Raw genomic sequence first — 21,438 nt, 5'->3', positions numbered from 1 at the left:
CCGCGCCGATGTCGAGGACTTCGTCAACAAGCACAAGTCGGCCATGGGCCAAGATATCGACGAGATCCTCGGTGTTCTTCGGCAGGAGCGCCTGGGAGATTGGCTATGTCGCCGAGCGCTATCCGAAGGCGCTGCGCTGACGAAGACGCGAGTGTAGCTTAGCGAGAGTTTTGGCTTTCTTTTTCCTAGGGCTGTGCCGGCCTTGCTCTTACTATCACTAGGCAAGGAGAGCGCGATGCGGACGTTGATCATGAAGGCGGCCGTAGCGGCCGTGTTGGCCGCCATGGCCGTAGCCGGCCCGGCTTCGTCGGGACCTTTCGATCAGGAGGTCCTGGTCATGTACTATGCCAACGAATCCAAGATGATCCAGGTCGGCGAAAGCTACAGAGGTTGCGACGGATCCAGCTATAGCTGGGGTTCTCGTACTGACATCAACGATCGATACGTAGCGCCCTGTCCGTGAGCGGGATATGCGAAGGCCGCCCTCGCTTGGGGCGGCCCTCTCTATCCGGTGCGCATGGTGCGGCGGCTATAGGATTGCGTAATAGTCGAGTTCCGCGTGCTGGACATGATCGCCGATGGCCATCGGCTTGGCGTCCATGACCTCCTTGAAGGCGACCTTGAACGCCGCCATTTCCTCTGGCGTGCCGACCGAGACGCGGACGGCGTTGGGCCAAATGGGCCAGGTGCGGCCGATCAGGACGTTCTTGGCCTTCATGGCCGCCATCACCCCGCGACCGTTTCGGCCCGTGTCGATCATGAAGCAGTTGGTCTGCGGATCGCCGATGACCTTGTAGCCGTTGGCTTTCAGCCAGGCGATCGTGTCGCGGCGCGTATCGCCGATGATCTTGCGTCGAGCGGGCGCCAGGCTGGCGTCCTCAAGCGAGGCGCGGGCGGCTGCAGAGCCGGTGATGGGCATGGCGTTCTGGCCGAACGGCTTCAGCCTTGCCAGCAGGTCGGGGCGTCCGACCGCGAAGCCGCAGCGTATGCCGGCCATGCCGTAGATCTTGGAGAAGGTGCGCAGGACGATCAGGTCCTTGCCCTGAGCCACCAGGTCCAGGGTGTCTGGTTCGTCGGTCAGATGGATATAGGCCTCGTCGACCAACAAGATCGCGCCAGCGGGCTTGTTCTCAAGCGCCCAGATGATGTCCTGCTTGGTGGTGACGGTGCCTGTCGGGTTGTTCGGGTTGCAGATGTAGATGACGCCGGCCTGGGCGTCGGCGGCGACCATGGCCTTGACGTCATGGGCGCAGTCCTTGGTCAGTGGCACCTTGACCACCTTGGCCTGGCTGGTCTTGGCCGCGTACATGCCGGCCTCGTACGACGGATCGGCCGTGACGAAGCTCTTGGTCGGCGAGGTGAAGGCTAGCACGCTGTAGTGCAGGGGCTCGGAGGAGCCCGCATAGGCGACGACGTACTCGGGCTTGAGGCCGGTCTGAGCCGCAAAGGTCTGGATCAGCAGGTCCGTCTCGCCGTTCAGATCGTAGCGGCCGCCCAGCGGGGCGACGCGGGCGATGGCGTCGCAGGCCGCCTTGCTAGGGCCCAGCGGATTTTCGTTGGCGTTGATCAGGACCATGCCTGGCGCCGGCGCGTTGGGGCTTTGACCGTGTAGCGCCATGCCGGACGGAGGCGCGGCGGTCTGCGCCGCGTGTGCGAGACTGGCCTCGGTCACTATGGGCGCGGCTGCGGCGATCAGCGCCGCGCCGCGCAGGAAGGAACGGCGCCCCAGCGCCGGTTCGTCGGAATTCCGCGTGACCATCTTCGTCTGCTCCCCATTTACTCGAGGCCCGAGGACGAACCTTCGCGAACGATCGCGCAAGGGGGCACGGGCCAGCGTCGCGCGTCCTGCCCAAGGCGCGGGCAGAGCCAGGCTTGCCATCGCCGCTTAGGCGCGAAATGAGTGCGGCTCCATCTGTCAGGAATCGCTCCATGCCCGCGCCCCTCGCCATCGGCCACCTCTCGATTGGATTGGTGGCCCACGACGAGAAGAAGGCCGCCCTGGTCGCCTGGGCCAAGGCGCATGCCGACTTCTTGAAGGACAAGACGCTGTTCGCCACTGGCACCACCGGTGGGCGACTCCTGGAAGCGTTGCCGGAGCTAGATCTGACGCGTCTGAAGAGCGGCCCGCTGGGCGGCGATCAGCAGCTGGGCGCGATGATCGCCGAGGGGCGGCTGGACGTTCTGATCTTCTTCGTCGACCCGCTGTCGCCTCAGCCGCACGACGTGGACGTTAAGGCGCTGATCCGCATGGCGACACTGGCCGATATCCCGTTCGCCTGCAATCCGGCGACGGCTGATCTGATCGTCGCCTGCCAGGCTTAGCTAGCCTGGGAACTTCAACAGGTTCGGCTTGGGGATCGCGGCCTTGAACGTTCCGCGCGACTTGCTGGTGTCCAGGCCAAACTCCGCCCAGGCCGCGAGAAAGCCGTTGGCCGCGTCGACGGGAGAGGAGGGGACCATCTCCAGCACCGGCCGAGAAGCGACGGCGGCGCGAGCGGACGTCCACGCGTCGGGTTCCGTGGTCGCATAGTCGCCATCGGACGCGACCAGCTGGCTGGCGAGCTCCAAATCGGAGAAGCGCAGGGTCACGGCGGCGTCGGCGGGCAAATCCGAAAGACCCTCCAGGGCCTCGATGAGAGCCGTCAGACTCATCTTTGCGGCCGTCGTGCGCCGCTCGCCGCCGGCCGCCCCTTTGATCGCGCCCGCTCCGGTTTCGCCGTCGATCCGCCGCACATAGGACCAGCCGCCATAGCTGGGGTCCTGGCGGCAGAGGCTGGCGATCCACAAGGTGACGGCGACCATGGGGGGCTCCCGATCTTCAAGTGATTTGGCGGCTTTCTAGCCTGTTTCGCTCAAACTCGGGGAGCGGGTGAACGAAGGGTAAACATTGCCCTAAAACTTATGGTTAACGTCATTTTAGGATCGGTGAACGGTGTTTTAAGAAAATCAAGAAGAGCGCCGAGTGAGCTGTGTTCCGTTAAGCAATAAATGTGCCAGATTGGGTCTCGGTCAGCCCTTTTGGGTGGATTTGTGGGTGATGTATAAAAATCTGAAAAATATTTATGGTTAACGCGATGTAAATACCTATTAACCACTTGTTAAATCTGCTGGCTCCGGTTTTGCTGCTTGGGCGTTGAACCTTCAACGGCTGTCCCGCCTTGGGACGTCCCAAATGGAGTCCGCGGGCCATGTTCGAGTTTGGGCGAGATCTGAAGCGGCTGTTCGGTGTCGAAGCCGAGGCGAAGAGCGCTTGGCGCGAGGGCCTGACCGGCGGCGACACGTCGTTGCTGGAGCTGCTTGAGACGCCGCTGCTGGCCAACGAGGCGCGCTCGGCTGATGTCGCCGCCAGCCGCTTGGGTTCAAAGGATCGCGGGACGCGCCTTCTGGAGGCGGCGGTGATCTGGCGAGAGTTGGCCCGCCGGACCGGCGACGCGACCGCCCTGCGCAAGGGCGCGGCCCAGGCCGAGGCCGCCCTGAAGATTTTCGAGACCGAGCGTCGCCAGGACGGCCAGGCCGCCGCCCGGTGCGAACAGGTGATGCTGGCGCTGCAAGGCGCGGATCTGTTCGGTGACGAAGGCCTGGTGGCCGCCGCCATGTCTACCCTGGCGCGTACGCCAGCCAATCACCGCACTGCGCTCTGCGGCGCCTTGTGGGCGACGCTGGAGGGACGAGCGGCCATGGTCGATGGCGATCTGGACCGAGCGCTCGCCGCCGTGCAAGCTTTCGAGGCGCCGCTGCGCGCCCTGGCGGCCGCCAAGCGCGCCAAGGGCGGCGGCACCCGGCTCTTATTGGCCGACCAGCGCGCCACGCGCATCGACCTGATCCTTAGCTGCTCGACGCGCCTAAAGGACCGCGCCTTGGCGGAGCTCGCCGCGTCTGAAGCCAAGACCGCTCTGGAAGGCCTCGACCCCGACTTCGAACCCCTGGCCTGGGGTCGATTGGAGTGCCTGCGCGGCGCCGCCCTGGTGCATTTGGGCGACCTCGACGGCGAGATCGCGCGCATCGCCGAGGGGGTTCAGGCGATCACCGACGCAGGTCAGGTCTTCTCCCTGGATCATAGCCCGATGGACTGGGCCCGCGCCCAGGCGCTGCTTGGCGCGGCCCTGCAGACCTTGGGCGAGGCCACCACCAGCGAGCGCGTCTTCGAGCAGGCTGTGTCGGCCTACGATCGCGCCACGCAGATTCTCAAGGTCCAGCCGGCGCTCGCGCTGCGCGCCCAGGTCGCCAACAACCGCGCTCTTTGTCTGGCCCGCTGCGCTGAACTGACGGCGGACCTCGCCGTGCTGGACGCCGCCGAACTGGCCTTCAAGGCTGAGCTGGCGGAAGTGCGCGGCGCGCGCGATCCGGCCAGCTGGGCGGTGGCGCAGATGAACCTGGCCCGCCTTTACGAGGCGCGTGTCGAGATAACCGGCCGGGACGACGGACGTCTGGCGCGGGCGGGCGTCGCCCTGGCCGCGGCTCTGGACATCTTCTCGGAGCTGGGCTTGCGCTCGCTGACGGACCTCGCGGCACAGAGCCTGCAACGTCTCCAACGGGCTCCGGCCGTCTGACCCGAAACGGGACGCGGCGGGGCAGGGGCCCGCCAAAGAACGATAAGTAAAGGGATGAACTCGTGATTGCTTCGCTCGCCTTGGCCGCCGCCTTCGCCGCCACCCCCGTTCCGGCCAAGACCGCTTCGGACATGCTCGTCCCCGCCTCGCAGCCGCGCGAAGTCGTCGCCTTGCTGAACTGCCTGGTCAAAAGCGACGGACGCCTGACTGGCTGTACGGTTCAGGACGAAACCCCCAGCGAACTGGGCGTCGGCCAGGCGGCTCTGTCGATGGCCTCGCAGTTTCAGGTCGATCTGCTGGGTCCCGACGGCAAGAGCCGCGCGGGCTCCTACATCCAGGTGCCGGTGCGGATTCGCATCCGCTAAAGCTTCACGACCTCGCCGTCTTCCTTGGTGAAGCTGGCGGGGCGCTGCTCAAGCAAGTCGAGCACGAGCTCCGACGGGCGGCATAGCTTCGCGCCCTTCGGGGTTACGACGATCGGCCGGTTCACCAGGATCGGATGCTCGATCATGGCGTCGAGGATGCGGTCCTCGGCGACGTCGTCCGCCAGCAGGCCCAGCGCCTCGGCGGGCGTGCCCTTCTCGCGCATGAGCTGGCGGAACGACAGGCCGCTCTTGGCGGCGAGGTCACGCAGCTGGTCGCGGGTCCATCCGGCTTTCAGATACTCGACCACCTTGGGCTGGTAACCGGCGGCTTGGACCATCGCCACGACGTTGCGCGAGGTGCCGCACGCCGGATTGTGGAAGATCGTGATTGGGAAATCCGTCGTGGTCATGCCGTCTGTTCCGTCTTGAGAAGCCAGTTGAAAACGCCGGCGGCGAGCAGGGCGCCGATGAACTGGGCGAGGATGAATGCGGGCGCGCTGGCGGGCGCGATCCCGGCGAAGGTGTCCGAGAGGCTTCGCGCCAACGTCACCGCCGGATTGGCGAAGGATGTCGAGGCGGTGAACCAGTAGGCCGCAGTGATGTAAAGACCCACGGCCATCGGCGTGCTGCCCGCCCTGAACCGGGATACGCCGAGGATCGTGCCGATCAGCCCAAACGTCGCCACGACCTCGGAGAAGGCCTGGGCGCCGCCGCTCCGCAGCTTGGTCGAGACCTGCAGGATAGGCTCGCCGAACATGGCGTGGGCGATCCAGACGCCCAGCGCCGCGCCGCCGACCTGGACGGCGGCATAGGCTAGGGCCGCGCCCGGCGAAAGATCACGCCGTAGCGCCGCGATCAAGGTCACCGCCGGGTTGAAGTGGGCGCCGGAGATCGGCCCGAAGATCCAGATCAGGACGACCAACGCTGCGCCGGTGGCCAGGGTGTTGCCCAGCAGGGCGATCGCGGTGTTCCCGGCCGCCAGCTGTTCGCCCATGATCCCGGAGCCGACCACGACCGCCAGCAAAAGCGCCGTTCCCAGCCCCTCGGCGACCAGTCTGCGCGACATGCCGACGCTCATTGAGGGGATACCGCCGAGGGGGCGCATGCCGAGGCGCAGTTGTCCGTCCCATCCAGGATCGCGCTCAGCGGCGCGCAGACCTCGGGCGCCCCGTTACAGCAGTCCCGCAACAGGAACTCCAGCATTCCGGCCATCGCGCCGTACTCGGCGAAATAGATGATGGACCGGCCCTCGCGTCGGGACGTGATCAGGCCGGCGTGGGACAGGACGTTCAGGTTAGCCGACAGGCTGTTGGGCAGGACGTTCAAGGTTCGGGCGATATCGCCCGCCGCAACGCCCTCGGCGCCGGCTTTCACCAGCAGGCGAAAGATCGCCAGCCGCGCCTCGTGGCCCAGGGCGGAGAGCATCTGCACGGCTGATGAAGATTCCATATTTCCAGCATAGTCGAACTATGTGGCTGTTCAATGATGGCGACCTTCGCGCGCGACAGGCGTCCGCGACGCACCGTCGCGCCAGCCTCGCCACCACTGGCGAAAGGTTAACCCCTAACGCCTCGTTAACCATATTCCGACCAAGCTAAAGCCCTCGATTCCACGGCCTTGGCGGCCGATTCCCACGAGGCTTTTGATGACGGGCGCCGAGGTTCTAGATGTCGGCCGGGACGCGATCTGGCTGACGCTCAAGCTGTGCGCGCCCGTGCTGATCGTCGGCCTGGTCGTGGGCGTCGCCATCGGTCTGTTCCAGGCGCTGACCCAGATCCAGGAGCAGACCCTGGTCTACGCGCCGAAGATCGTCGCCATTTTCGTTTCGCTGCTGATCTTTCTGCCGATGATGGGCGCGCTGATGAGTGCGTTCATGCGCCAGATCGCCGCCCGCATCGCAGGCATGTAGCGGAGGTCTGGGGGCTTGGACGCGTTCGCCACGTCGTTTCAGGTCTACGTCGCCGCCCTCGTGTTCTCGCGGGTGGGCGCCATGGTCATGACCATGCCGGGCATTGGTGACGAGCCCGTGCCGCCGCGCATTCGCCTCTCGTTCGCCCTCTTGATGGCGCTGCTGCTGGGGCCGCTGGTCCAGGACACCGTGCCGCCGATCCCGAGCACGCTGGGCGGCCTGGTCGGCGCGATCATCCACGAAATTCTGATCGGTCTGATGATCGGTTCGGTGCTGCGTCTATTCATGATCTCCCTGACCACCGCCGGCGAAATCATCTCGCTGCAGACCACCCTGTCGTTCGCCCAGACGACCAATCCGTCGATGCAGGGCTCAAGCACGGCGGTGGCGACCTTCCTGTCGATGATGGGGCTGACGCTCATCATGGCGACGGGGCTGCATCACCTGTTCATCGGCGCGATCGTCAAGTCCTACACCCTGTTCCCGTTCACCCGCGCCGTGCCCGTCAATGACGCCGTCGCCCTGGCCGTGCGCACGGTGGCGGAGTCTTTCTCGCTGGGCGTTCAACTGGCCGCGCCGGTGATCGTCTTCTCGTTGGTCTTCAACCTCGCTACGGGCCTGGTCGGCCGCGTCATGCCCGCCTTCCAGATCTTCTTCGTCGCTTCGCCGCTCAGCGTGATCCTGGGCCTGTCGCTGCTGGCCCTGTCCCTGGGCGGCATCGCCATGGTCTGGACCGATCGCTATCGCGAACTCCTGCAGATTTTCAGCTAGGGGGCGCGCATGGCGGACGATACGGACCCCGAGTCGAAAACAGAAGAACCGTCGGCGAAACGCTTATCCGACGCGCGCGCCAAGGGCGACGTCGTCAAGTCGGCCGACATTCCGCAACTGGCCTCGCTCGTTGGCGCGGTGTCGATGATAGTCCTGGCTGGCGGCTGGCTGGCGCGCGACCTGTCCGGCGCGCTCTATCCGTTTATCGCTCACGCCGGCACGATCGACCTCTCCAACGGAGGCGCGATGGTGGTTATGAAGCAGGCGAGCTTGGCCGCCTTGCCGTCGCTGATCCTGGTGATGGTGGTCTCGGCCTTGGCTGGCGCTATCGCGCACATCGCCCAGTCGGGTTTCTTGCTGACCCCCGACAAGCTGAAGCCCGATTTCACCAAGCTGGACCTGATCAAGGGCCTGGGTCGCATCTTTGGCCCCGACGGTCTCGTGCAGTTCGCCAAGTCGACGGTCAAGGTTCTGGTCACGGCCCTGATCGCCTGGATGCTGCTGAAGCCTCATGTCGGCGAGGTTCGAAACCTTGTCGGGCTGGATCCGGCGGCGATGCTTCCTGAGGCGCTCAAGCTGTCGAAGTCGCTGCTGATCGCCGTGATTATCTTCATGACCGCCACCGCCGCCTTCGACTGGTTCTGGCAGCGCCACCGCTTCATGAACCGGATGCGGATGACCCTCCAGGAGGTCAAGGACGAGTTCAAGCAGTCTGACGGCGACCCGCATATCAAGGGCAAGCGTCGCCAAATCCAGATGCAGCGCTCGCGTCAGCGAATGATGCAGGCCGTGCCCAAGGCCACCGTGGTCGTGATGAACCCGACCCACTACGCCGTGGCGCTGAAGTACGAGCAGGGCGAGACACCCGCCCCGCTGTGCGTGGCCAAGGGCGTCGACGAACTGGCTCTGAAAATCCGCGCGGTCGCCGAGGAGCATGGCGTGCCCGTGTTGGAAGATCCGCCTCTGGCGCGGGCTCTCTACGCCAGCGTCGAGGTCGACGAAGAAATCCCCGTCGAACACTTCGAAGCTGTGGCCAAGGTCATCAGCTTCATCCTCAACGGCAAGAAACCCCAGGCCCGGGCTCGTCCGCTGTAGGCCATTTCCGCAAATATGACCTAGCCCTCGGGAAAGGTTATTGTTTCAACGATCTCCGGTGAGTCGCAGCCTCGCCGTAAACAAGGTACCTATGCCGCCGATGGCCGATCTTCACCTCCAGGACAAAGCCTTGGCCGGCGCGGCGCGCAGGCGCTTCGATCCGTGGCTGGCTGGCGCGGCGGCTTTCTTCCTGGCGGCCGCCGGGTTTTCAGCCGCCCCGGCGCTGAAGGCTGGCCCCGCCACGCTGGCGGGCCTGCTGTTGCTGCTGGGAGTCGCGGGTGTCGCCGTGCTGGGCCTGCTGGCCATCCGGGGCACGGCCGCGAGCGGTGACGATTCCGACCAGGCCGAGAGCTTTATCGCCGCCTTGAGCGAGCCTGCGGGGCTGGCCGCGCCCGACGGGCGGGTGCTGGCCGCCAACCCCGCCTGGCGCGCGTTGCTGGGAACGCAGCGTCGTTTGCCCAAGGGCGCGGCTGGGGCGGGCCTGTTCGCCGCTCTGATCCAGGCGCGAAATGGCGAGATGGCCGAGGGCGCCCTTCGGGTTGGCGAGATCGACCATGTCGCCAAGGTCTCAAGCTTGCCAGGCGGGCGTCTGCTGATCCGCCTCTCGCCGATCGCCAGGACCGAGCCCGCGGCCGAGTCGATCGCGCCGGCGCCGGTGGCGGAGCGCGCCGCGCCGCCGCCCAACTCGCTCGACGCCTTCGCGGGCGCTTCGCCGTTCGGCGCGGCCCTGCTGGAAGGCCTGGAGCCGTTCACCTCGCGCGTGCTTGAGGCCAATCCGGCCCTGACGACCATGACGGGCGCCAAGGCTGGCTTGGTGTTCGGCGACCTGATCGACGCAGCCTCGCGCGCCGACGCCGAGACGCGCCTGGCCGAAGGCCGGGCCGGTCCATACGAGGTGCGCCTGGCCCGCGACGCCACCCGCATCGCCCACCTCTATCTCTACCGCGCCGAAGGCCGCCTTGTGGCCTACATGATCGACGTGTCCGAGCAGAAGCAGATCGAGCTGCAGCTGGCTCAGGCCCAGAAGATGCAGGCGATCGGCCAGCTGGCCGGCGGCGTGGCCCACGACTTCAACAACCTGCTGACCGCCATCCAGCTTCGGTTGGACGAGCTGCTGCACCGCCACCCGGTTGGCGACCCATCCTACGAGGGCCTCAACGAGATCCGGCAGACGGGCGTGCGCGCCGCCGACCTCGTCCGCAAGCTGCTGGCCTTCTCGCGCAAGCAGACCGTCCAGCGCGAGGTGCTGGACCTGGGCGAGCTGATTTCCGAGTTCGAGGTTCTGCTGCGCCGCCTGCTGCGCGAGGACGTCAAGCTGATCACCGACTACGGCCGCGACCTGCCGCAGGTGCGGGCCGACAAGAGCCAGCTTGAGACCGCCGTCATGAACCTGGCCGTCAACGCCCGCGACGCGGTGCGGGCGGCCAAGGGCGGCGGCGTCGTGCGCATCCGCACCGCGCGCCTGAACCGCGACGAGGCCATCCAGCTGGGCTTTCCGGCCGCCGATGGCGACTGCGCCTTCATCGAGGTCAGTGATGACGGTCCCGGCATTCCGCCCGACGTGATGGGCAAGATCTTCGATCCGTTCTTCACCACCAAGCCGGTGGGCGAGGGGACGGGCCTGGGCCTGGCCACCGTCTACGGCATCGTCAAGCAGAGCGACGGCTGGATCCACGTCCACAGCCGTCCGGGCGAGGGCGCGGCGTTCCGCATCTTCCTGCCGGTCTATGACGCGCCGGTCGGCGTGGTCGCCGCCCAGGCCGCCGCCGCCGAGCCGGTCAAGCCGCGCGCCGCGCGCGACCTTTCGGGCGCCGGCCGCATCTTGTTCGTCGAGGACGAGGACGCCGTCCGCAGCGTCGCGGCCCGTCTGCTCCGCGCCCGGGGCTACGAGGTGCTGGAGGCCGCCGACGGCGAGGAGGCGTTGCTGATCGCCGAAGAGCACGCCGGTACGATCGACCTCCTGATCAGCGACGTGATCATGCCCGGCATCGACGGTCCCACCTTGCTGAAGAAGGCGCGCGGCTATCTGGGAAATGCGCCGGTGATGTTCATCTCCGGCTACGCCGAAGCCGAGTTCAGCGACCTGTTGGAAGGCGAGACCGGCGTGACCTTCCTGCCCAAGCCGATCGACATCAAGACCTTGGCTGAGCGGGTCAAGCAGCAGCTGCAGGCGGCCTAGAGGCCGCCTGACTACGCCGCTCAGGCTCTCGCCGGCAGGAAGCGGGGATTGCGCAGCAAAGCCGCGCTGACCAGGGCTACCAGAAGCCCGACCGGGAAGATCTCGGCGAAGGTCATCGGCAGCCGGTAGAGCGGATTAGCGTAACTGCGCTTGATCGCCTCCAAGTCAGCGACCAGCTTGGCGTACTCGCCGCCGCTGACGCCGGCCGCCTTCTTCTGAGCCAGCGTGCTGGCCACATACTGCTCCATGAAGCTGTAGTTGGTGAGCGCCAGATAGACCTCCCAGATCAGCACGTAGGCCAGGGCCGCCACCCCGGCGACGCCCAGGCCGATTAGGAAGGCGGGCCAGAACTTGATGACGCCGCCCAGGACCTTGTCGCGATGCTGCTTGATGGCCAGCAGGATCGCGGACAGGCCGACTAGCATGATCAGATAACCTAGCCAGACGTTGGAATGCGGCGCGTCGCCGCCGATCAGGATGGTGATGATGATGCCGCAGATGATGACGGCGCCAGAGATCAGGCCGTGGATCAGGATGGTGCGAGACATGTTTTCCTCCTCCGCGCCGCCCCCTGCGGCGCGTCCCGAGGCTTGCCGCCGATCAGGGCGCGGCGGTATCGCCCGAAAGGGTGAATTCGACGGTTTGGCGCCTTTACGAGGCCGTCAAGGGATCAATGCCAACTCACGGGCCTTGCCGACCGCCTGAGTTCGGCGGCTGACGTCGAGCTTGCCGTAGAGATTGGTCACGTGCGTCTTGACGGTGTTGGGCGAGAGGCCCAGATCGCGAGCGATTTCCTTGTTGGAGCGGCCTGCCGCTAGGCGTTCGAGCACCCTGACTTCCTGACCGGTCAGGCCAAGGTAGGAGAGAGCGGCGTCGTTTCGACGGAAGGTCTCGGGCCGGGCGCGGGCCGCCAGCTTCCAACCGATCCACACACCCGCCGCCGCGAAGGCTGTTCCGATCAGCCCGGCATAGATCTTCCAGGACAGGACGCGCAGCAGGAACTGTTGCTCCAGCCATTGTAGCGCGAAGGCGCCGAACGCCAGCACCAGCGCCCAGATTAGGATCGTACGGGTCATGCGGCGAGGGTGCGCGATCGCCGCGTCGGGTCAATGGGATTAGCCTAGGCGCGCCTTGGCCTCGGCCGGTGCGATCTGGTCGAACAGGATCCTCAGGTGCTGGTCCTTGGCGTGGTCGTTGTGCAGTTCCCACGACAGGGAAATCGGCAGTCGCAGGCGACCGCCGTCCGGCAATAGCGCGACCAGTACGCGCCAGGAGAAGCCGTCGCCCGGATCGCCCAGCGGGTCTCTAAACTCCAGCGGCGCGGGATCGCGCAGGCGGAAGCGCCGCTCGGCATTGGCTTCGAACCAGGCGCGATCGGCCTCTGCGGTCGGATCCTTGGCGGGGACAATCTTGGCGGTGACTTTGCGGACCATGGCTCGTCCTAGCACCGTTGGCGCGTCGTTCCCATCTGCGAGACATGGAAGAAAAGCCGATCAGGCGCGTGAAGGCCGAGTGGACCGAAGTGGTTCTGGTCTGCCGAAAATGTTCGAAGAAGCTTAAGGGCGGCTTTGGCGAGAATGGCGACCAGAAGCTGGCGAAGGCCCTGCGGAAGGCCCTGGGGGCCAAGGGGACGGGGCGGAAGTCGGGTTCGGCGGTGATCGAAGTCGATTGCCTGGATGTCTGTCCCAAGGGCGCGGTCGTGGTCGTGCGAGGCTCCAGGCCTAGGGAGTGGGCGATTGTGCCGCGAGGCACGGCGATTTCAGCGGTGGTCGACCGGCTGGAGCTGCTGGAGCGCTAGACGAAACGGTCAGAGCAAACCGAACGCGTCCAGTAGTTGGTCGGCGGCGGCGGAGGCCGGGACCTCTCCCGCGCGAACGGAGGCTTCGAGCTCGGGCGCTAGGGCGGCTACGGTGGGCGCGGCTCGGAACGCCTCTCGCAGACGGTCTTCCACCATCGCCCACATCCATCGCGCGTCCTGGTCGGCGCGTCGTGCGGCCCGTGCGCCGTTAGCGCTCATGATCTCGCGGTGGCGCTGGATCTGGGTCCACAGGACGTCGAGGCCTTGGCCCGTCAGGCCCGAGGCGGTCAGCACCGGCGGAGTCCAGTCCGGATGGGCGGGGGTGAGGATGTGCAGGGCGTTTCGATAGTCGCGGGCCGAGCGTTCGGCCTTGGCGGGATCGGCGTCGGCCTTGTTGATGACCAACAGATCGGCCAGCTCGATCAGGCCCTTCTTGATCCCCTGCAGCTCGTCGCCGCCGCCGGGGATCAGCAGCGCCAGGAAGATGTCCACCATATCGGCGACGACCGTCTCGGACTGTCCGACGCCGACCGTCTCGACAATGACCACGTCGAAGCCAGCCGCCTCGCACAGCAGCATGGCCTCGCGGGTCTTGCGCGCGACGCCGCCCAGGGCCCCGCCGGACGGGGAGGGGCGGATATAGGCGTTTGGCTGTACGCTGAGCTGCTCCATCCGCGTCTTGTCGCCCAGGATCGAGCCGCCGTGCCGACCCGATGACGGATCGACCGCCAGCACCGCGACCTTGTAGCCGGCCTCGATCAGGTTGCAGCCGAACCGCTCTATCGTCGTGGACTTGCCCGCCCCCGGCACGCCAGTGATCCCGATCCGCTGGGCTCGGCCCGTCAGCGGCATCATGCGCGACAGCAGGGTTCGCGCCGCGACCTGATGGTCGACGCGGCGACTCTCGACCAGGGTGATGGCGCGGGCCAAAGCGGCGCGGTCGCCTGCGACCAAGCGCTGTTCCAGGACGTCGATGTCGAGACCGGGGTTCACGGGTTCTCGCTTAGCCGAGGCGCGTCGATCGCGAAACCAAAAGGGTGGCACGACCTTGCGGCGTGGGGCGCCGGCCACGATCTGAGATTCAGGCAACGACGGATGAGGCGATACGTTCTGGCATCATGACCGACGATCTCTCCATGGCTTCGGCCTATGCCAATCCGCAAGCTGGTCCCGTGGATGATCAGCGGTTCAAGGCGCATCGCGCCTGGCGCGCCGCAGAGACCATCAAGCGACTGTCCGACCGCCTTATCGGCGTCGGACCGATCGGCATCGGCCTCGACGGTGTGCTGGCCTGGGTGCCGGGCGTCGGTCTCGCCTACGGCCTGGGCGCCGGCGCGTTGCTGCTGTTCCATGCAGTCCATGCCAAGGCAGGCCTCGCCACGGTGGGCCGGATGGCGGCCTATCTCGCCGTCGACAACGTCTCCGACACCGTGCCGGTCCTCGGCTGGGCCGTCGACACGCTGTTCCCTGGCCACCTGATGGCGGCCAAGGCGCTGCAGAAGGACATCGAGGTCCGCCACGGCCTGCCCGAGGAGGTTGCGTTCGAGCGGAGCCAGAAGAAGCGTGGGCTGTTCCGGCGCAAGTCGGGCTAAAGCGCCAACGGCGTGGGCTTCGACTGGACGCGAGGCGATGGCAGGCGCGACTGACGACCGTAAGCAATCCACCACACGCCAAGGGCAGTGGCGACGCCTAGCGCCATGCATAACGGATAGGCGATCGGATAGCCTTGGAAGCGGCCGTCTCTGAAGGCGAAGAAAGCCACTAGTATGCCGGTCGCCATACCGACCAACGCTGCGCTGGGTGCGGCGTGAAGGTCGAATTGATCAAGCAGCGCCCAGGCCCCGACGGCTCCCAAAACGAACGGCCAGCCTAGGAAGACCCCAAACACGATCGCCACAACGCCGAATGAGACGGGGTCCAAGTCTTGGCGGCCATAGGGCTTGTCGAGCCAGTAGAAGGCCTGGCCAAGCCAGAAGCCCGGGAACGCGAAGGCGAACCCCAGTCCCGTTATGAAGCGAAGTCGCGTGGTGCTTCTAGTCGAGCGCAGCATGAGGAAACCTAGGAAGTCCACCTGAGGTTAAACCGGCCCCGCGTACTCGCAAGCGTGTTAGGCCGCTTCCTGGGTGTAGCCGAGCTGCCGGTTCAGCTGGTCCAGAAGTTCGATGGCCGCCTCGGCGATCACCGTGCCCGGCGGGAAGATCGCTACCGCCCCGGCGTCGCGCAGCGCCTGGAAGTCCTGGGGCGGAATGACCCCGCCCACGACCATCAGGATGTCATCGCGACCTTGCTTGGCCAGCTCGGCCTTGAGTTCCGGCGCTAGCGTCAGGTGACCGGCGGCAAGGGATGAAGCGCCCACAACGTGGACATCGTTCTCGACGGCCTGGCGCGCGGCCTCGGCCGGGGTCTGGAACAGCGGACCGATATCGACGTCGAAACCGAGGTCGGCGAAGGCGGTGGCGATCACCTTCTGGCCTCGGTCGTGGCCGTCCTGGCCCATCTTGGCGATCAGGATGCGTGGCCGGCGACCGTCGGCCTGCTCGAACGCCTCGACCATGGCCTTGGCGCGGGCGGCGGTCGGATCGTTCCCGGCCTCCTTCATATAGACCCCCTGGATCGACTTGATCTCGGCGCGGTGGCGGCCAAACACCTTCTCCAGGGCGTAGCTGATCTCGCCCACCGTGGCTTTGGCGCGGGCGGCGTCGACGGCGAGAGCCAGCAGGTTGCCGTTGCCGCGCGCGCCGTCCTCCAGCGCCTTCAGGGCGGCCTCGGTCGCGGCCGGATCGCGCTCGGCCTTGAGGCGGGCCAGCTTCTCCAGCTGTTGGGCGCGGACCGAGCCGTTGTCGACCTTCAGCATCGGGATGTCGTCAGCGACGGCGGGCTTGTAGCGGTTGACGCCGACGACGCTTTGGCGATTGGCGTCGATGCGGGCCTGGGTCTTGGCGGCGGCTTCCTCGATACGCAGCTTGGGAATGCCCTGCTCGATGGCCTTGGCCATGCCGCCGGCGGCCTCGACCTCCTCGATGTGCGCGAGCGCTTTCTGGGCCAGTTCGTAGGTCAAACGCTCGACGTAATAGCTGCCGCCCCACGGGTCGGCGACGCGGGTTGTGCCGCTCTCCATCTGCAGGAAGAGCTGGGTGTTGCGGGCGATGCGGGCCGAGAAGTCGGTCGGCAGGGCCAGGGCCTCGTCCAGGGCGTTGGTGTGCAGGCTCTGGGTCTGGCCGTTCACGGCGGCCATGGCCTCGACGCAGGTGCGCGAGACGTTGTTGAACACGTCCTGCGCGGCCAGCGACCAGCCCGAGGTCTGGCTGTGGGTGCGCAGGGAGAGCGAGCGATCGTCCTTGGGCTCGAACTCGCGCTTCATCAGGCGGGCCCACAGCAGGCGCGCGGCCCGCATCTTCGCCACTTCCATGAAGTAGTTCATGCCGATCGCCCAGAAGAACGACAGGCGCGGCGCGAAGACGTCGATGCTCATGCCGGCCGCGACGCCGGCGCGGGCGTACTCGACGCCGTCGGCCAGGGTGTAGGCCAGCTCCAGGTCGGCCGTCGCTCCGGCCTCCTGCATGTGATAGCCGCTGATCGAGATCGAGTTGAACTTGGGCATGTTCGCCGAGGTGAAGGCGAAGATGTCCGAGATGATCCTCATCGAGGGTGCGGGCGGATAGATGTAGGTGTTCCGCACCATGAACTCTTTGAGGATGTCGTTCTGGATCGTCCCCGAGAGCTTGTCGGGCGAGACGCCCTGCTCCTCGGCCGCGACGATGTAGAGCGCCAGGATCGGCAGCACCGCGCCGTTCATGGTCATCGACACGCTCATCTTGTCGAGCGGGATGCCCGAAAACAGCGTGCGCATGTCCAGGATCGAGTCGATGGCCACGCCCGCCATGCCGACGTCGCCCTTCACCCGCTCGTGGTCTGAGTCATAGCCGCGATGGGTGGCCAGGTCGAAGGCCACCGACAGACCCATTTGGCCAGCGGCCAAGTTGCGCCTGTAGAACGCGTTGGAGTCTTCGGCCGTCGAGAAGCCGGCGTACTGACGCACCGTCCAAGGGTTGGTCACGTACATGGTCGGGTAGGGGCCGCGCACATAGGGCGCGACGCCCGGATAGCCGCCCAGAAAGTCCAGGCCCTGGATGTCGCTGGCGTCGAAGGCCGGGGCGACGTCGACGCCTTCCGGCGTGCTCCAGGCCTTGCCGTCGGGCGCAGCGCCCGGGGCGACCTCGGAGAAGTCGATCTTTGTGAAGTCGGGGAACTTGGTCACGGCTCAGGCTCCCTCGAAGGCGGCGGCGAAACGGATGGGCGTCAGCGCCTGGCACTTGCTGTCCGGTCCCGGCAGCCGGACATCGGGTCCGGCGACCGCGAAGGCGGCGGGATCGGGCGTCTCGACCTCCGGCGGCTTGTCGTCAGCGTTGGGAAAGATCGTGACGCCCAGGATCTTGCGGGTCTTGTCGGCGTAAGCGACGTCCTGCGCCGCGCGCGTCTTGGCGACGCCGCTGGCGACATAGCCGCTTTCCAGCGCCTTGATGATCCCACCGGCGGCCTCGATAGCCTGGAAGCCGTTCCAGGCAGTGCGGGCCAATTGGTCGGTCAGGCTGTCGAGATACCAGGCCCCGCCGGCCGGATCGGCGACGCGGCCAAGATTGCTCTCTTCCATGAGGACGAGCTGGGTGTTGCGGGCCTGGCGGCGGGCGAAGGCGGTGGGCAGGCCGATGGCGTCGGTGAAGGCGTCCAGAACGATGGCGTCGGCGCCGCCGACCGCGCCGGCGAAGCCCGCCGAGGTCAGGCGCAAAAGGTTCGTCCAGGCGTCGGCCTTGGCTAGCATCCGGCGCGACGAGCGCGCCTCGATCTTGGCGGGGACGGAGACGCCGCAGGCCTCGGTCAGCCGCGCCCACATCGCCTTGGCGGCGCGGATCTTGGCGACGCCGGTGAAGTATTCGCCGTCCAGGCTGACGCCCAGCACGATGCGGCCGAACGCGTCCTCGGTGGACAGGCCCGAGCGCGTCAGGGCCTTGGCGTAGGCGAGGGCGGCGGCGGTCATGGCGGCCAGTTCCTCGACATTGGAGCCGCCGGCCTCATGGACGGCGCGGCCGGTCGCCAGGAACAAGCTGGCCTTGGCGTAGGTCGCGGCCAGGCGGGTGGCCACGGTCGCGGCGTTGAAGACGTGGCTCTCGATCGGCCCGGGGCTGCCGCCCGCTTGCATGAAGGCAGTCAGTGGGTCGAGATGGAAGCCCAGCGGCGCATTGGGCGCGGCCTTGGCCAGAGCGCCCAGCCAGTCGGCCGCCTTGGGGCCCATGAAGCCGGCGTCCAGCGCTACGGGCGCCAGGTCCAGAAGCACGCCCGACAGCGCTTTGGCCAGATCGTCGGGCGAGCCGACCGCAATGCCGTTCTTGCCCGAGGGATCGAGCTGCAGCAACACCGAAGCCGCGCCGTTCTCGAGGTCGGTCAGCAGGTCCTTGACCGTACGGGCCGGATCGGGATGGGCGGCGCGAACTCGCAGGTCCCACGGCCGCTCGGCGTCCCGGATCCGCAGATCACGGGCGACGGCGACGCCGTCCTTGGCGGTGTAGAGAGGCTGGATCGTTACGCCGTCAGGCGTGGTGGTGGTTAGGGCGTCGTCGAAGCTCTGGCCCTTCAGGGTCTTCTCGACCAGGGTCATCCAGCGCGCGCTAGTGGCGTCGTCGCCTTGCGGACCAAAGTCCTCGGCCAGGGGCGTGGTCGCCTCGGTCAAAGCGTCTCTCTCCTGCACTGCAGCATTATTGTTTTTGATCGTGATGCGCCCCTGCCGCTACGGCCGTCAAGCCTTGCGCGGGCGCCAAACGAGCGTTTAAGCTGAACGGCGATCATATATTTCGGCGCTCAAGCCGATCCAAAGGGGAGAACCTTCGCCCATGGCCCTGCCGCCGATCCTGCGTGACCGCCTGCGCCTTCCGGTCATCGCCTCGCCGCTGTTCATCATCAGCAATCCCGACCTGGTGATCGCCCAGTGCAAGGCGGGCATTGTTGGCTCGTTCCCGTCGCTGAACGCCCGTCCCCTGTCGCAGCTGGACGAATGGCTGGCCCGGATCACCGAGGAGCTGGCGGCCTACGACAAGGCCAATCCCGACGCGCCCTCGGCGCCCTTCGCGGTCAACCAGATCGTTCATAAGACCAACAACCGGCTCGAAGACGACATCGCCATGTGCGTGAAGTACAAGGTCCCGGTGGTCATTACGTCGCTGGGGGCCCGCGAGGACCTGAACCAGGCGGTCCATTCCTACGGCGGGATCACGCTGCACGACGTCATCACGGATCGTTTTGCCCGCAAGGCGATTGAAAAAGGCGCGGATGGCCTGATCCCGGTCGCGGCCGGCGCTGGCGGCCACGCCGGCACCCTGTCGCCGTTCGCCCTGATCCAGGAAATCCGCCAATGGTTCGACGGTCCGGTGGCGCTGTCGGGCTCGATCGCTTGCGGCCGCTCGATCCTGGCCGCCCAGGCGATGGGCGCGGATTTGGCCTATATCGGCTCGGCCTTTATCGCGACCGAGGAGGCCAACGCGGTGGAGGGCTATAAGCGCGCCATCGTAGAAGGCCAGGCCGACGGCATCGTCTATTCGAACCTGTTCACCGGCGTGCACGGCAACTACCTGCGCTCGTCGATCGTCGCCGCAGGCCTGGACCCCGACAACCTACCACAAAGCGATCCGTCCAAGATGAGCTTCGGCTCCGGCGGCAACCAGGAGGCCAAGGCCTGGCGCGACATCTGGGGCTCGGGCCAAGGCATCGGCGCGATCAAGGCGGTGCTGCCGGCCGCTGAACTCATCGCGCGTTTCGCCGCCGAGTACGAGCAAGCCAAGGCCGAACTGGCGGCTAAGACCGCGCTTACCTCCGGAAATCACTTGGCTTTCGCCGCCGAGTAGACGGGCGTTCAACGGGGGCGGAGAGCTGTCCGTCCCCGGCGCTGAGCGCGGCGTGATGCTGAGAGCGTCTTTCATCGCTCTCGGAGCCGCCTCATGTTCGACGACGTTACGCCCCGCCTTGGCCTGCCCTATGTGGTCGCCGCACAGGCGCAGAAGCATATTCCCATCAATGAAAGCCTCGCCCGGCTGGACGGCCTCGTTCAGCTCGCCGTCGAGAGCCGCAGCGTCACGACCCAACCCGCCAGCCCGGCGGCTGGCGGCGTCTGGATCCTCCCGGCCGGCGCTACGGGCGCGGCCTGGGCCGGACAGTCGGCCGGAACCCTGATGCGCTTCGAGGCCGGCGCCTGGGAGCCGCTCGCGCCGGCCGAGGGCGTGCTGGCCTGGGTCAAGGACGAGAACCAGGTGGTCGCCTTCGACGGCGCGGCGTGGACGCCCTTGTCGGCCACCTTCCGAAGCCTGACCGCCGCCGCGACACCAAACCTCGCCGCCATCCGGCTCGAGATCCTGGAGCAGGAAGTGACCCTGTCGGGCGCCTCGACCGCGACCAGCATTGTCATTCCCAGCCGCGCGATCGTGCTGGCGGTCTCGACCCGCACCACGGTCGCGGTCACCGGCGCCACAGCGTACAACTGCGGCGTCGCGGGCGAGGCCAGCAAGTTCGGCGGCTCGCTGGGCGTGGCCAAGAATTCCAGCAACATCGGGGTGGTGGGACCGACGGCCTACTATGCCGATACGCCGGTGGTGCTGACGGCCGTGGGCGGTAACTTCGTCAGCGGTAAGGTCAGGGTCGCCATCCACGTTATGCGCTTCGACGCGCCGCAATCCGTCTGATCCCTCCCCCTTGATGGGGGAGGGTAGGGTGGGGGTGACCTAAGGCCTGTATGGCTGAACCGCCGCATCACCCCCATCCCCGACCCTTCCCCCATCAAGGGGGAAGGGAGATTGACCTCGATCCCTCCACCCGCTACACGCCGCTCACCTTTGGGGAGTAGCCGCCCGCGCCTATCAGCGGGCCCCGCCGTCAACACACTTGCCGCCTCTTTCTTTCGAGAGGGGAGCATGGCGCGGGGAAGGGAAGCGGACTTGAAGCTTCCTTGGCGAGACCAATGGCGCCGATCTCCATCCGGGCCGGGTGGGCGTCGACGCTATTGGCATGCGCCCGGCCCGGAGGACTATTTCAGTGGAAGCCCTGCTCGTCTCGACCCTGGTCGTGGCCATCGCCGAGATCGGCGATAAGACCCAGCTTTTGGCCATCATCCTGGCCACGCGGTTCAAGAAGCCCGTCCCGATTATTATGGGTATCCTGGTGGCGACGCTCGCCAACCACGCGCTGGCCGCGACAGCCGGCTACTGGGTGTCGGACGTCCTGAGCGGGGCCGGGTTCAAGTGGGCGATCGCCATTTCCTTCATCGCCATGGCCGCCTGGGCCCTGATCCCGGACAAGGCCGACGACGAGGAAGGGACGAGCGCCGGCCGCTATGGCGTGTTCCTGACCACCACGGTCGCCTTCTTCCTGGTCGAGATGGGCGACAAGACCCAGATCGCCACCGTCGCCCTTGGCGCCAAGTTTCATTCCATTGCTTGGGTTGCCGCTGGCACGACCCTGGGCATGATGCTGGCCAACGTCCCGGCTGTCTATCTGGGCGAGGCGGCGACCAAGATCGTGCCGCTGAAGTACGTCCGCATCGGCGCGGCGGTGATCTTCCTGTTGCTGGGTCTGTGGCAGGCGGCGGAGTTGCTGGGGATTCTGAAATAGGCCGTAAAAGCTGTCATCCCGGACAAGCGCGCAGCGCGCCGATCCGGGACCGCCGCAAACGCCGAGCTTTCTGCGGTCCCGGCTCTCCGCTCTGCTACGGCCGGGATGACAACTTTGAGGGA

The 21,438-nt window shown here is 66.6% G+C and carries 25 protein-coding genes and 1 pseudogene; 14 read left to right on the top strand and 12 right to left on the bottom strand.

Going from position 1 to position 21,438, the window contains the following annotated elements; all coding sequences use genetic code 11:
• Position 1 precedes the first annotated feature (1 nt).
• Both CSW59_RS21545 and CSW59_RS21965 read left to right on the top strand, forming a co-directional pair.
• A pseudogene (locus CSW59_RS21545) lies at positions 2-140 on the top strand (hypothetical protein); the annotation flags it as partial.
• A 95-nt stretch (positions 141-235) separates the two neighbouring features.
• On the top strand, positions 236-463 hold the full coding sequence (locus tag CSW59_RS21965; RefSeq protein ID WP_099445574.1) for a DUF6289 family protein: 228 nt from the start codon (positions 236-238) through the stop codon (positions 461-463).
• Positions 464-529: 66 nt separating this feature from the next.
• On the opposite strand, the gene CSW59_RS19150 is transcribed toward CSW59_RS21965, so the two are convergent.
• Positions 530-1,759 (bottom strand): pyridoxal phosphate-dependent aminotransferase, encoded by a 1,230-nt coding sequence (locus CSW59_RS19150; protein WP_099445573.1) that lies wholly within the window; start codon positions 1,757-1,759, stop codon positions 530-532.
• A 170-nt stretch (positions 1,760-1,929) separates the two neighbouring features.
• On the opposite strand from CSW59_RS19150, the gene CSW59_RS19145 reads away from it, so the two are divergent.
• Positions 1,930-2,322, top strand: coding sequence for a methylglyoxal synthase (locus CSW59_RS19145; protein ID WP_201722862.1), 393 nt, complete (start codon positions 1,930-1,932; stop codon positions 2,320-2,322).
• Here CSW59_RS19145 and CSW59_RS19140 read toward each other — a convergent pair whose 3' ends face one another.
• Positions 2,323-2,802, bottom strand: coding sequence for a ribonuclease H (locus CSW59_RS19140; protein WP_099445572.1), 480 nt, complete (start codon positions 2,800-2,802; stop codon positions 2,323-2,325).
• 386 nt (positions 2,803-3,188) lie between these two features.
• On the opposite strand from CSW59_RS19140, the gene CSW59_RS19135 reads away from it, so the two are divergent.
• Both CSW59_RS19135 and CSW59_RS19130 read left to right on the top strand, forming a co-directional pair.
• Positions 3,189-4,550, top strand: a complete 1,362-nt coding sequence (locus CSW59_RS19135) for a hypothetical protein (protein ID WP_099445571.1) — start codon at positions 3,189-3,191, stop codon at positions 4,548-4,550.
• A gap of 62 nt (positions 4,551-4,612) precedes the next feature.
• Entirely contained in the window at positions 4,613-4,915 is a 303-nt protein-coding gene (locus CSW59_RS19130; protein ID WP_099445570.1) for a hypothetical protein, read from the top strand.
• On the opposite strand, the gene arsC is transcribed toward CSW59_RS19130, so the two are convergent.
• From arsC to CSW59_RS19115, 3 genes are read right to left on the bottom strand one after another with little or no spacing between them, the layout of a single operon-like run.
• Entirely contained in the window at positions 4,912-5,325 is a 414-nt protein-coding gene (arsC, locus tag CSW59_RS19125) for an arsenate reductase (glutaredoxin) (protein WP_099445569.1), read from the bottom strand. The genes CSW59_RS19130 and arsC overlap by 4 nt on opposite strands.
• A complete protein-coding gene (locus CSW59_RS19120) occupies positions 5,322-5,981 on the bottom strand; it encodes an MIP/aquaporin family protein (RefSeq protein ID WP_236632272.1) in 660 nt (219 codons plus the stop codon). Before CSW59_RS19120 ends, arsC begins: the two co-directional genes overlap by 4 nt.
• An 8-nt stretch (positions 5,982-5,989) precedes the next feature.
• Positions 5,990-6,364, bottom strand: coding sequence for a helix-turn-helix transcriptional regulator (locus tag CSW59_RS19115; RefSeq protein WP_201722861.1), 375 nt, complete (start codon positions 6,362-6,364; stop codon positions 5,990-5,992).
• Positions 6,365-6,557: 193 nt separating this feature from the next.
• Between CSW59_RS19115 and fliQ the strand changes: the two genes are divergently transcribed.
• From fliQ to cckA, 4 genes are all read left to right on the top strand, one after another.
• On the top strand, positions 6,558-6,824 hold the full coding sequence (gene fliQ, locus CSW59_RS19110) for a flagellar biosynthesis protein FliQ (protein ID WP_201722860.1): 267 nt from the start codon (positions 6,558-6,560) through the stop codon (positions 6,822-6,824).
• Between the two features lie 15 nt (positions 6,825-6,839).
• A complete protein-coding gene (gene fliR, locus CSW59_RS19105; RefSeq protein ID WP_099445565.1) occupies positions 6,840-7,595 on the top strand; it encodes a flagellar biosynthetic protein FliR in 756 nt (251 codons plus the stop codon).
• 9 nt (positions 7,596-7,604) lie between these two features.
• On the top strand, positions 7,605-8,690 hold the full coding sequence (flhB, locus tag CSW59_RS19100; RefSeq protein ID WP_099445564.1) for a flagellar biosynthesis protein FlhB: 1,086 nt from the start codon (positions 7,605-7,607) through the stop codon (positions 8,688-8,690).
• Positions 8,691-8,790: 100 nt separating this feature from the next.
• The gene (gene cckA / locus CSW59_RS19095) at positions 8,791-10,869 is read left to right on the top strand and encodes a cell cycle histidine kinase CckA (protein WP_099445792.1); all 2,079 of its coding nucleotides are present in this window, start codon (positions 8,791-8,793) and stop codon (positions 10,867-10,869) included.
• A 20-nt stretch (positions 10,870-10,889) separates the two neighbouring features.
• Here cckA and CSW59_RS19090 read toward each other — a convergent pair whose 3' ends face one another.
• From CSW59_RS19090 to CSW59_RS19080, 3 genes are all read right to left on the bottom strand, one after another.
• The gene (locus tag CSW59_RS19090) at positions 10,890-11,417 is read right to left on the bottom strand and encodes a DUF4199 domain-containing protein (RefSeq protein ID WP_099445563.1); all 528 of its coding nucleotides are present in this window, start codon (positions 11,415-11,417) and stop codon (positions 10,890-10,892) included.
• Positions 11,418-11,531: 114 nt separating this feature from the next.
• On the bottom strand, positions 11,532-11,945 hold the full coding sequence (locus tag CSW59_RS19085; protein ID WP_099445562.1) for a response regulator transcription factor: 414 nt from the start codon (positions 11,943-11,945) through the stop codon (positions 11,532-11,534).
• A gap of 39 nt (positions 11,946-11,984) precedes the next feature.
• Entirely contained in the window at positions 11,985-12,302 is a 318-nt protein-coding gene (locus CSW59_RS19080) for a hypothetical protein (protein WP_099445561.1), read from the bottom strand.
• Positions 12,303-12,346: 44 nt separating this feature from the next.
• Here CSW59_RS19080 and CSW59_RS19075 point away from each other — a divergent pair, with 44 nt between their 5' ends.
• Complete coding sequence (locus CSW59_RS19075; RefSeq protein WP_099445560.1) at positions 12,347-12,667, top strand: (2Fe-2S) ferredoxin domain-containing protein; 321 nt, start codon at positions 12,347-12,349, stop codon at positions 12,665-12,667.
• 9 nt (positions 12,668-12,676) lie between these two features.
• Here the strand turns inward: CSW59_RS19075 and meaB are convergent, their stop codons facing one another.
• Positions 12,677-13,660: a methylmalonyl Co-A mutase-associated GTPase MeaB gene (meaB, locus tag CSW59_RS19070; RefSeq protein WP_099445559.1), complete on the bottom strand. Its 984-nt coding sequence runs from the start codon at positions 13,658-13,660 to the stop codon at positions 12,677-12,679.
• A gap of 125 nt (positions 13,661-13,785) precedes the next feature.
• On the opposite strand from meaB, the gene CSW59_RS19065 reads away from it, so the two are divergent.
• Positions 13,786-14,259: a DUF4112 domain-containing protein gene (locus CSW59_RS19065; protein ID WP_201722859.1), complete on the top strand. Its 474-nt coding sequence runs from the start codon at positions 13,786-13,788 to the stop codon at positions 14,257-14,259.
• Here CSW59_RS19065 and CSW59_RS19060 read toward each other — a convergent pair.
• The 3 genes from CSW59_RS19060 to CSW59_RS19050 are packed head-to-tail and all read right to left on the bottom strand — an operon-like array spanning position 14,256 to position 18,320.
• Positions 14,256-14,717 (bottom strand): hypothetical protein, encoded by a 462-nt coding sequence (locus tag CSW59_RS19060; protein ID WP_143755019.1) that lies wholly within the window; start codon positions 14,715-14,717, stop codon positions 14,256-14,258. The two genes, CSW59_RS19065 and CSW59_RS19060, sit on opposite strands and share 4 nt — an antisense overlap.
• A gap of 57 nt (positions 14,718-14,774) precedes the next feature.
• Complete coding sequence (scpA, locus tag CSW59_RS19055) at positions 14,775-16,925, bottom strand: methylmalonyl-CoA mutase (protein WP_099445557.1); 2,151 nt, start codon at positions 16,923-16,925, stop codon at positions 14,775-14,777.
• 3 nt (positions 16,926-16,928) lie between these two features.
• Positions 16,929-18,320: a methylmalonyl-CoA mutase family protein gene (locus tag CSW59_RS19050; RefSeq protein WP_099445790.1), complete on the bottom strand. Its 1,392-nt coding sequence runs from the start codon at positions 18,318-18,320 to the stop codon at positions 16,929-16,931.
• 232 nt (positions 18,321-18,552) lie between these two features.
• Between CSW59_RS19050 and CSW59_RS19045 the strand changes: the two genes are divergently transcribed.
• From CSW59_RS19045 to CSW59_RS19035, 3 genes are all read left to right on the top strand, one after another.
• Positions 18,553-19,560 (top strand): nitronate monooxygenase family protein, encoded by a 1,008-nt coding sequence (locus CSW59_RS19045; RefSeq protein WP_099445556.1) that lies wholly within the window; start codon positions 18,553-18,555, stop codon positions 19,558-19,560.
• A gap of 93 nt (positions 19,561-19,653) precedes the next feature.
• On the top strand, positions 19,654-20,391 hold the full coding sequence (locus CSW59_RS19040) for a DUF2793 domain-containing protein (protein ID WP_099445555.1): 738 nt from the start codon (positions 19,654-19,656) through the stop codon (positions 20,389-20,391).
• A gap of 349 nt (positions 20,392-20,740) precedes the next feature.
• Positions 20,741-21,316: a TMEM165/GDT1 family protein gene (locus CSW59_RS19035; protein WP_099445554.1), complete on the top strand. Its 576-nt coding sequence runs from the start codon at positions 20,741-20,743 to the stop codon at positions 21,314-21,316.
• The last annotated feature ends 122 nt before the right edge of the window (positions 21,317-21,438 follow it).

The sequence above is a fragment of the Caulobacter sp. BP25 genome, assembly GCF_002737755.1.
GTDB lineage: Bacteria > Pseudomonadota > Alphaproteobacteria > Caulobacterales > Caulobacteraceae > Caulobacter.
The sequence above is the reverse complement of the archived record's forward strand: the minus strand, read 5'-3'. Positions and strand labels throughout refer to the sequence as shown.

What these genes read in the sequence shown, in the direction of transcription:
- CSW59_RS19080 (WP_099445561.1), bottom strand. Translation starts at nt 12,302, where the DNA reads ATGGTCCGCAAAGTCACCGCCAAGATTGTCCCCGCCAAGGATCCGACC.
- CSW59_RS19065 (WP_201722859.1), top strand. Translation starts at nt 13,786, where the DNA reads ATGACCGACGATCTCTCCATGGCTTCGGCCTATGCCAATCCGCAAGCT.
- CSW59_RS19090 (WP_099445563.1), bottom strand. Translation starts at nt 11,417, where the DNA reads ATGTCTCGCACCATCCTGATCCACGGCCTGATCTCTGGCGCCGTCATC.
- CSW59_RS19150 (WP_099445573.1), bottom strand. Translation starts at nt 1,759, where the DNA reads ATGGTCACGCGGAATTCCGACGAACCGGCGCTGGGGCGCCGTTCCTTC.
- cckA (WP_099445792.1), top strand. Translation starts at nt 8,791, where the DNA reads ATGGCCGATCTTCACCTCCAGGACAAAGCCTTGGCCGGCGCGGCGCGC.
- CSW59_RS19060 (WP_143755019.1), bottom strand. Translation starts at nt 14,717, where the DNA reads ATGCTGCGCTCGACTAGAAGCACCACGCGACTTCGCTTCATAACGGGA.
- CSW59_RS19135 (WP_099445571.1), top strand. Translation starts at nt 3,189, where the DNA reads ATGTTCGAGTTTGGGCGAGATCTGAAGCGGCTGTTCGGTGTCGAAGCC.
- CSW59_RS19075 (WP_099445560.1), top strand. Translation starts at nt 12,347, where the DNA reads ATGGAAGAAAAGCCGATCAGGCGCGTGAAGGCCGAGTGGACCGAAGTG.
- CSW59_RS19085 (WP_099445562.1), bottom strand. Translation starts at nt 11,945, where the DNA reads ATGACCCGTACGATCCTAATCTGGGCGCTGGTGCTGGCGTTCGGCGCC.
- flhB (WP_099445564.1), top strand. Translation starts at nt 7,605, where the DNA reads ATGGCGGACGATACGGACCCCGAGTCGAAAACAGAAGAACCGTCGGCG.
- CSW59_RS19140 (WP_099445572.1), bottom strand. Translation starts at nt 2,802, where the DNA reads ATGGTCGCCGTCACCTTGTGGATCGCCAGCCTCTGCCGCCAGGACCCC.
- CSW59_RS19040 (WP_099445555.1), top strand. Translation starts at nt 19,654, where the DNA reads ATGTTCGACGACGTTACGCCCCGCCTTGGCCTGCCCTATGTGGTCGCC.
- CSW59_RS19145 (WP_201722862.1), top strand. Translation starts at nt 1,930, where the DNA reads ATGCCCGCGCCCCTCGCCATCGGCCACCTCTCGATTGGATTGGTGGCC.
- arsC (WP_099445569.1), bottom strand. Translation starts at nt 5,325, where the DNA reads ATGACCACGACGGATTTCCCAATCACGATCTTCCACAATCCGGCGTGC.
- CSW59_RS19120 (WP_236632272.1), bottom strand. Translation starts at nt 5,981, where the DNA reads ATGTCGCGCAGACTGGTCGCCGAGGGGCTGGGAACGGCGCTTTTGCTG.
- CSW59_RS19115 (WP_201722861.1), bottom strand. Translation starts at nt 6,364, where the DNA reads ATGGAATCTTCATCAGCCGTGCAGATGCTCTCCGCCCTGGGCCACGAG.
- CSW59_RS19045 (WP_099445556.1), top strand. Translation starts at nt 18,553, where the DNA reads ATGGCCCTGCCGCCGATCCTGCGTGACCGCCTGCGCCTTCCGGTCATC.
- CSW59_RS19050 (WP_099445790.1), bottom strand. Translation starts at nt 18,320, where the DNA reads ATGACCCTGGTCGAGAAGACCCTGAAGGGCCAGAGCTTCGACGACGCC.
- CSW59_RS21965 (WP_099445574.1), top strand. Translation starts at nt 236, where the DNA reads ATGCGGACGTTGATCATGAAGGCGGCCGTAGCGGCCGTGTTGGCCGCC.